The organism is Mesorhizobium sp. M7A.F.Ca.US.002.01.1.1 (assembly GCF_004022955.1).
Lineage (GTDB): Bacteria > Pseudomonadota > Alphaproteobacteria > Rhizobiales > Rhizobiaceae > Mesorhizobium > Mesorhizobium ciceri.
In genome coordinates, this window is the sequence record NZ_RZQE01000279.1 from 1 (window position 1) to 7,938 (window position 7,938).

The window sequence follows — 7,938 nt, forward strand, 5'->3', positions numbered from 1 at the left end:
ATATCGGCGTAGAAGCCGGCCTGGCTCAGGTCGACGACCTGCAACTCCGGCTTGGTGGCGAGATGCTTGGCGATGACATCGAGCAGCGGCTTGCCGGCGCTGTCGGCTCCGAGTGCGATCTTCATGATGATGAACTCCTTTGCTTTTGTCTCTGTCTCTTTGATTTGACGCAATTCCGGACGGAAAACCGCTTCACACTTTCCCGGAATTGCTCGCGCGGTTAGCGCGCGATGGCGGCCGACGCCTTTTTCAGAATGTCGATATAGCCTTCCGCTTGCCACGCCGAGCGGCCGATGAACAGGCCATCAATATGCGGCTGGCCGATAAGTTCGGCCGCGTTGCCGGGGTTGACGCTGCCGCCGTAAAGCACAGGCGTGGCAGCCGGCAGCCGGTCAGCGGCTACCTGCTTGATCAGCGCTTGCTGCTTGTCGGCATAGTCGGCGCTTGCGGGAATGCCCTTCTCCCCGATCGCCCAGACAGGCTCGTAGGCAAAGAGGATTTCCGCCTTCGGTTGATCGCCGCTCAGCTCCTGCAGCGCGCCGAGAACCTGTGCCGTCAGCACCGCCTCGGCGCGGCCTGATTCACGCTCGTCCAGCGTCTCGCCGACGCAGATCAGTGGCACGAAACCGTGCCTGACAGCAGCTGCCGTTTTCAGTCCGACAGTCGCATCCGTCTCGCCGAAATGCTCCCGGCGCTCGCTATGGCCGAGTTCGATTACATCCAGCCCGCAGTCTTTCAACATCACTGGCGAAATCTCTCCCGTCCACGCGCCGGCATCGGCCCAATGCATGTTCTGGGCACCTACCTTCACGCGGGTGTTGGCCAGTGCCGCCTTGACCTGGCGCGCGGCGGTGAACGGCGGAATGACGAAAGGCTGTATCGCCTGATCGAAACCAGGCACGAAGGCGGCCAACGCATCGGCGAACAGCAACGCCTCGGCAAGCGTCTTGTTCATCTTCCAGCTCGTGCCGACCCAATATGGGGCCATTGTTTTTCTCCTTCGATACTCTTGCGGCCGAAGCCGGCTTCCGGGCGACGTATTCGCTCAAGTCCGAGGCTTGAGACTGTCGCGGCCACTGTCGACGTAAGGCGCCCAGAAATCCACCGACTCGCGGATCATCTCGATAACCTGATGGTCGACTGGTTCCCTCTCCCTGAAGGAAAGTTCAAGGCAAATTTCGTTGTCGGTTCCGCCACCCTGCCGAACCGCGTCCAGCAACTTCTGCGGCACTATGCGGCCATCCTTGTTGTAGGCGGCCGTGAACGGCCAATGGCCGCCCTTGTTCATGGAAGACTGCTTGATGTGGATGATCGGAGATTGCAATGGAAACGCTTTCGCCCAGGCGTAGGGATCGGTGTCGGCAGGGTTGGGTGAGGTCACGTCGCCATGGTCGATATCGACCATCATCTTCATCGGTATGGGCAGCTTCGCTGCGTCGATGGCGCCTTGCAGCGTGACGCAGCTTTCGATCGTGTGGCCGAACTCGCGGCCGACCGACATCGGCTCCCAGAACAGGTATGTCAGCCCCGCCGCCCTGGCGTGTTCGGCAACCTCGCGCCAGCATTCGAGCGCGATATCGAGAAGTGCTGCCCGCCGTTGCGGATCGTCAAAGTCCTTGTAGGTGAAGATGGCGAACTGCGTGCCCATGCCTGGCGCGCCGAGTTCGGCGGAAATGTCGGCGAAGGTCTTGAACCAGTCGACATAGTAGCGCCGGACGTCGGCGTCCGGGTGGCCGAAATGGTTGAGCCGGCCATAAGGTCCGGTCATGCCGGAGGTGATCCTGACACCGGTCCGCGAAAGCGCGCTGTTGAACAGGCGCAGGAATTTGGCAATCGTGGCCGCCGGCCAGCCCGGATTGACGAATTCATGCGTCAACTGCACGTCGCGAATGCCGATGCCATAAGCAATCGCGTCGATCAAATCGTCTGGATCGGCGAAGCGATTGACCAGAGGATTGGTGTTGAGGGAAAGCGTGAAGGCCATCAGCCCGCCGTCGCCATGATGTTACCGAACCAATCTTCGAATGCTTTCCGCTCGGCCGCATTGATATGCAGGCCATGCTTTGTGCGGCGTTCCAGTATATCGGCTGATGTGCCAGCCCATTCGGTCTCGACCAGGAACTTTGCCTCCCGTTCATACAGATCGGGACCGAAGCGTCGGCCGAGATCAGCCTCGCTTTGCGCGCCGGCGAGCAATTGCCTGGCGCGGGTGCCGTAGCTTCGAGCGTAGTGCTTCACCAACGACGGGCTGAGCCATGAAAATTCGACATGCAGATCGCTCAGAAACTGCTCGAAGTCCGCATTGGGCAGGTCGCCCCCCGGCAAGGGAATTTTGGCCGTCCAGGCTTTCTTCATCGTCGGAAAGAATGGCTGGATCTTTTCCAGCGCGTGTTCCGACAGCTTGCGGAAGGTGGTGATCTTGCCGCCGAACACCGAAAGCAGCGGTGCGTTGCCGTTGGAGGCGTCGAGTTCGAAAATATAGTCGCGCGTCACCGCGCTTGGATTGTCGGCATTGTCGTCATAGAGCGGACGCACACCGGAGAAGCTGTAGACCACGTCCTGTGGCGTCAGCTGCCGCTTGAAATAGCGATTGACCACCTTGATCAGGTAGTCGACTTCGCTGGCCTCGGCGACCACTTCCTCGGGCCTGCCTTCGTAGGGAATGTCGGTCGTGCCGATCAGCGCCAGATCGTTCTCGTACGGGTTGACGAAGATCACCCGCTTGTCGTTGTTCTGGATGAGATAGGCCTGCCGCCCCTCCCAGAATTTGGGCACGACGATATGGCTGCCTTTTACAAGCCGGACATTGCGCGTCGAATTCTGCCCGGCGACGCGGCTGACAATGTCGTTGACCCAGGGACCTGCTGCGTTGATCAGAGCGCGCGCGCGGACTTTCGTGACGGCGCCCGTGCGGCCATCCTGCATGTCGATCGACCACAGTCCGCCTTCACGGCGCGCCGCGACACAGGCGGTGCGCGTGAGCACTCTGGCGCCTCGCTGCCTTGCATCGAGCGCATTGAGCAGCACCAGGCGCGCATCGTCGACCCAGCAGTCGGAATATTCGAAACCGCGCTTGAATTCGTCCTTGATCGACGCGCCTTCAGGCGAGGTCCTCAGGTTCAGCGTTCTTGTCCCAGGCAGCCGTTTGCGGCCGCCAAGGTGGTCGTAGAGAAACAGCCCGAGCCGGACCAGCCATGCCGGCCTATCCTGCGGGCTGTGCGGTAGAACGAAGCGCATCGGCCAGATGATGTGCGGCGCCGCCTCGAGCAGCACCTCGCGTTCGATCAGCGCTTCGCGAACCAGCCTGAACTCATAATATTCGAGGTAGCGCAGGCCGCCATGCACCAGCTTGCCGGAGCGCGAACTGGTGCCTTGCGCGAGATCGTCTTTTTCGCACAGGATGACGGACAGGCCACGACCTGCAGCATCACGCGCTATGCCGGCTCCATTGACGCCGCCGCCGATCACGAAGAGATCGACGACATCTGTTGTATTGCTCAAGATCTTGCTCCTGTGCGGTGCGCCATGCCCTTCCACACCGGCCGAAGCGCCTGGCGCGCCGCAACGAAGGAAGGGAAGAGCGCATCGTATGTTTGCGAAAGCGCCTCGTCATAGGCATCGCAGTCGCCGAGAAGCGGCGTCACCCATTCGGCGGCGCAGTCTTCCATGGAGCCGTAGACGCCGAGCCCGACCGCGGCCATCATCGCGGCACCCGCCGCGCCGGCTTCCTGGCGGCTGCTGGTGCGCACCTGCGCCCTTGTCGCCGCCGCGACGATGCGACGTAGAGACGGACTGCGCGCTGCGCCGCCCGACAGGCGGATCTCACTCGGCACGGCGCCCATCGCCTGGTAGCAATCGCGAGCGGCGAAGGCCAACCCCTCGAGCACGCCGCGTGCCAGATCGCCAAAGCCATGCTTGACCGAAAGGCCGATGAAGCCGGCGCGTGCGTCAGGGTCGACGAACGGCCCTCTTTCGCCGGCTAGCGATATGTAAGGCTGGTAGATCAGCGATCCCGGCTCCGATGCTTCCATCCAAGCGTCGAGGGCCTTCAGCAACTCGTCATGAGAAGGTTTGCCGCCAGCCGTGGCGAGCACGTCGCGCGCAAGGCCAAGCACCCAGTCTATGTTGAGCGTCGCCGCCATGTTGGATTGCAATTGTGCAAAGGCGCCCGGAATAGGCATGGCGATCGTGTAGCCGGAGCCATCTGCGTTCAGCACGACATCGTCGGGAGTGGCTGCGAAGCGCGTGTGTATGCCGGTCGAGCCGATGACCGTGCAGCCGACATTGCCCGAGGGATCATAGAGGCCGGCTCCGAGCGCCGTCATGACCATGTCGACGTAGCCCAGCACCACCGGCGTGCCTTCGAGCAGGCCGGTCTCCGCCGCCGCCGATCGCGATAGCGGATGATGGTCGGTGGTGCCTTCGAGCATGGGAGGCAACAGGCGGCGATGCGTCGTCAGATCCAGGATGTCGAGGGCTTCGTCGGAATAGGTGCGCGACCGAAAATCGCCGAAGGTGAAGGTTCCCTCGGAGGGATCGGTGGCGCGTTCGCCCGTCATCTTGAAGTAGAGCCAATCCTTGCAATGCAGTGCGGTGGCCGCCCGCTCCAGCATGTCGGGATGATTCTTTTTCATGAAGGCAAGCTGGGCGCCTTGCTGGCAGGAATTCAGCCCCGTGCCGGTCAGTTCGAACCGCCTGCGATCCCGGGGATCGGCGCGCATCTCGTCCACCAAATGTCCGGCGCGGGCATCGAGCCACAGCCAGGCGCGCGAGACAGGCATGCCGTCGCTATCGATCAGCCAGGTTCCGTCGCCTTGCCCGGTGATGGCCACCGCCGCGATTCGTTGCGCGAGGTCGGGAATCTTGGCCGCGAGATCGCGAACGGTCCGCGCCATGTCGCGCCAAGTCTGGTCGAGGTCCTGCTCGGCGCCGCCGCCTTCCAGCGTGACGAAGCTATTGGGCACCGACGTCATGGCGAGCTGCCGCCCGGACAGATCGAAAGCGATCGATTTGATCACCGACGTTCCCGCGTCGATGCCGATCAGCAGGTCTTTCATGCCGCAAATTCCGATTGGTTGCGAAGGCAGTTCACGAGGGCAGTCATTTCGTAGAAGAGGCAGGGGGTGTCCGCAAGGACACCCCCTGTGCAGGTATTACTCAGACAGCACGAAGGGTGCGGTGTACTTGTCGACATTGTCCTTGGTGATGAGAAGGCAATCGAACAGCTGCTTCTCGGTCGCCGCACCGGTGGCACCCGTCTTGATAAACGAGTCCGCCTGCTGCACGGCCTTGGCCGAGAAGATGGCGACCGGCTGAAGCACGGTGTACTGCAGTTCACCGGACTTGATCGCCGCAACCGCGTCCGGGGAGCCGTCGAAGCCACCGACCTTGATGCCGGCGAGCTTGCCAGCTTCCTTCAGCGCCGCAACCGCGCCGAGAGCCATTTCATCATTGCCGCTGATCACGGCGATGATGTCGGGATTGGCTTGCAGCATGCTCTGCATCTTGTCGTGGCCCTGGGTACGATCCCAGTTGGCGACCTGCGAAGCAGCCTTTTCGAGATCCGGGTACTGGCTCAGCACAGTCGCGTAACCGTTCGAGCGCGTGGCGGCATTGTTGTCCGACGGGGCGCCGAGCAGTTCGACATATTTGCCCTTTTCACCGACGGCCTGCACCCACTGCTGGGCACCGAGAGCAGCGCCCTGCGCGTTGTTGGAAACGAGCTGCCCCTTGGCGAGGCCTTCCTGGTTGATCTCGGCATTGACAAGGAACACCGGGATGTTGGCTGCAATCGCCTTCTTCACCGCACCGACAGAGCCGTCGGCGTTGGCCGGATCGAGAATGATCGCCACCGACTTGTTGGTGATGGCGGTGTCGATCAAATTGCTTTCGGTATTGGTATCGCCCTTGTGGGCGCCGACATTGGCCGTATAGCCAAGCTTCTCGGCCTCGGCCTTGGCGACGTTGCCCTCGGTCAGCCAGTAGGGATTGGCCGGATCGTTGACGATGATCGAGATCAGGCCCGCGGCTGACGCGGCGGCCGTGAACCCAACGACCATCGCGGCCGCGAGCAGACTTTTCAGCATGGTTTTCATGTACATTCCTCCAATGATTACGCGGTGTTGCTGCCAGTTCACCTGGCAGTCTTCCCTTGGGCAGGATTGGCCGGTTCGGCCTTCCCCCGTTTCTGAGAAGTCGGTTGGCCACCTGTCGCGCTTGGGAGCTTGCTGCGGCGGCGATACTGAACGGCATTGAGGAGCACGGCGAGCACGATGACCGCGCCGGTGAACACTGTCTGCCAGTAGGATGAGATGCCGATGATCACCAGACCGTCGGACAGGAAGCCGATGACGAAGGCACCGAGCAGGGTTCCGCGGATGTTGCCGCGGCCGCCGGTCAGTGCCGCGCCGCCGATGACGACGGCCGCAATGGCCGTCAGTTCGTAGGTGGTGCCGGCGGTCGGTCCCGCCGATGTAAGCTGCGAGGACAGGATCAGGCCGGCAATGGCGGCGCAGATGCCCGACAGCACATAGACGGAAATCTGCACTGTTTTGACCGGAACGCCGGAGAGTTCGGCCGCGCGTTCATTACCGCCCGAGGCGTAGAGCCAGCGCCCGAAAGCGGTGCGGTTCAGGACGATGCTGCCAATGAGCGCGATGACCACGAGAACCACGACGCCCGTCGGCACGCCGAACAAGCGGTTGAAGCCAAGCGCATCGAAGCCGGTGTTTCCGAGCTCCGGCTTGCCGCCGAGATTGTTGTAGGTCAGGCCGCTGGTCATCAGCAGCGCCAGGCCGCGCGCCATGTACATGACGCCGAGGGTGGCGACGAAAGCTGGAACCTTGAAGCGCGCGATGAGCACGCCGTTGATCAGCCCGACGACGGCGCCCAGCATGCAGGCCAGCACCGCGACCACCCACACCGGCGGATAGAGAACGACGCCCAGCCAGCTCAGCGTCACCCCTTGCATCAGGAAGCCGGCAACGACGCCGGCCAAGCCCAGCGTCGACCCCACCGACAGGTCGATGCCGCCATTGAGGATGACAAGCAGCATGCCGATCGCGAGGATGCCGAAGATGGCGACATGCGAGGCCATGGTCAGGAAATTCGCCACCGAGAGGTAGTAGGGCGACAGGATCGAGAACACGACGATGATGACGATCAGGGCAAAGAAAGCGCGGCCCTCGAGCAGCAGCTTGGCGAGATCGAAGCCTTCGCTCGCGCTTGGACTGGACTGTTTTCTGGCCTGGCTGACATCGGTCATGGTGTGGGCTCCGAAATTCCTGGTGATCAGGCGACCACGGCTTCGCCCGAGGCGGCCATGATCTGCTCTTTGGTGGCATTGGCGCCGAATTCGGCTGAAATCCTGCCGCGGCGCATGACGACGATGCGGTGGGCAATGCTGAGGCATTCGTTGACCTCAGAGGTCGAGAAGACGACGGCAAGGCCCTGCGCAGCGCGTTCGCTCAGCAAGCGGAAGACTTCGGCCTTGGCACCGACATCAATGCCGCGGCTCGGCTCGTCGAGAAGGATAACCTTGGGATTGGTCGTCAGCATCTTGCCGATGACGACCTTCTGCTGATTGCCGCCCGACAGCGATCCGATCATGGCGTTGCCGCCAGCGGTCTTGACGGTCACCTTGCGGATCGAGTCTTCGACCAGCTCTCGCTCTCTGGAACGAGACAGAAACAGGCCCCTGGCGAACGCTTCGATGCTGGCGAGCGAAAGATTACGACCGACGGTCATCGTCTGCACCAGTCCGTCGCGCTGCCGGTCCTCGGGGACCAGCACAAGCCCTCTGGAGATACGCTGGGCAATGCTCAGCCCCGAGACGTCCTCGCCTTCCAGCAGCGCCCGCCCGCCCGCCATCGGCACTCGTCCGGCGACGGCCTCCAGCAATTCCGTGCGCCCGGCACCCATCAGCCCGTAGATGCAGAC

Annotated in this window: 7 protein-coding genes and 1 pseudogene; all 8 read right to left on the reverse strand. The window is 62.4% G+C overall.

The window, feature by feature from the left end:
* Positions 1-125, reverse strand: a pseudogene (locus EN932_RS39005) (ribose-5-phosphate isomerase); the annotation flags it as partial.
* 95 nt (positions 126-220) lie between these two features.
* Positions 221-988 carry a triose-phosphate isomerase gene (locus EN932_RS23295; RefSeq protein WP_127384520.1) on the reverse strand — a complete coding sequence of 256 codons (768 nt, stop codon included), beginning with the start codon at positions 986-988 and terminating at the stop codon, positions 221-223.
* A 57-nt stretch (positions 989-1,045) separates the two neighbouring features.
* The gene (locus EN932_RS23300; protein ID WP_013533069.1) at positions 1,046-1,984 is read right to left on the reverse strand and encodes a TIM barrel protein; all 939 of its coding nucleotides are present in this window, start codon (positions 1,982-1,984) and stop codon (positions 1,046-1,048) included.
* Positions 1,984-3,501: a glycerol-3-phosphate dehydrogenase gene (locus EN932_RS23305; protein ID WP_127370030.1), complete on the reverse strand. Its 1,518-nt coding sequence runs from the start codon at positions 3,499-3,501 to the stop codon at positions 1,984-1,986. The genes EN932_RS23300 and EN932_RS23305 overlap by 1 nt, the downstream gene beginning before the upstream one ends.
* Positions 3,498-5,057, reverse strand: a complete 1,560-nt coding sequence (locus EN932_RS23310; RefSeq protein WP_127384521.1) for an FGGY-family carbohydrate kinase — start codon at positions 5,055-5,057, stop codon at positions 3,498-3,500. The genes EN932_RS23305 and EN932_RS23310 overlap by 4 nt, the downstream gene beginning before the upstream one ends.
* 96 nt (positions 5,058-5,153) lie before the next feature.
* A complete protein-coding gene (locus tag EN932_RS23315; protein WP_023756738.1) occupies positions 5,154-6,101 on the reverse strand; it encodes a D-ribose ABC transporter substrate-binding protein in 948 nt (315 codons plus the stop codon).
* A gap of 32 nt (positions 6,102-6,133) precedes the next feature.
* Positions 6,134-7,264: an ABC transporter permease gene (locus EN932_RS23320; RefSeq protein WP_013533073.1), complete on the reverse strand. Its 1,131-nt coding sequence runs from the start codon at positions 7,262-7,264 to the stop codon at positions 6,134-6,136.
* A 26-nt stretch (positions 7,265-7,290) separates the two neighbouring features.
* A partial coding sequence (locus tag EN932_RS23325) for an ATP-binding cassette domain-containing protein (RefSeq protein WP_164890584.1) occupies positions 7,291-7,938 on the reverse strand: 648 nt, incomplete at its 5' end.

Excerpts from the sequence above, each read along its gene's own strand:
- EN932_RS23295 (WP_127384520.1), bottom strand. The coding sequence starts at position 988 with ATGGCCCCATATTGGGTCGGCACGAGCTGGAAGATGAACAAGACGCTT.
- EN932_RS23300 (WP_013533069.1), bottom strand. The coding sequence starts at position 1,984 with ATGGCCTTCACGCTTTCCCTCAACACCAATCCTCTGGTCAATCGCTTC.
- EN932_RS23310 (WP_127384521.1), bottom strand. The coding sequence starts at position 5,057 with ATGAAAGACCTGCTGATCGGCATCGACGCGGGAACGTCGGTGATCAAA.
- EN932_RS23315 (WP_023756738.1), bottom strand. The coding sequence starts at position 6,101 with ATGTACATGAAAACCATGCTGAAAAGTCTGCTCGCGGCCGCGATGGTC.
- EN932_RS23320 (WP_013533073.1), bottom strand. The coding sequence starts at position 7,264 with ATGACCGATGTCAGCCAGGCCAGAAAACAGTCCAGTCCAAGCGCGAGC.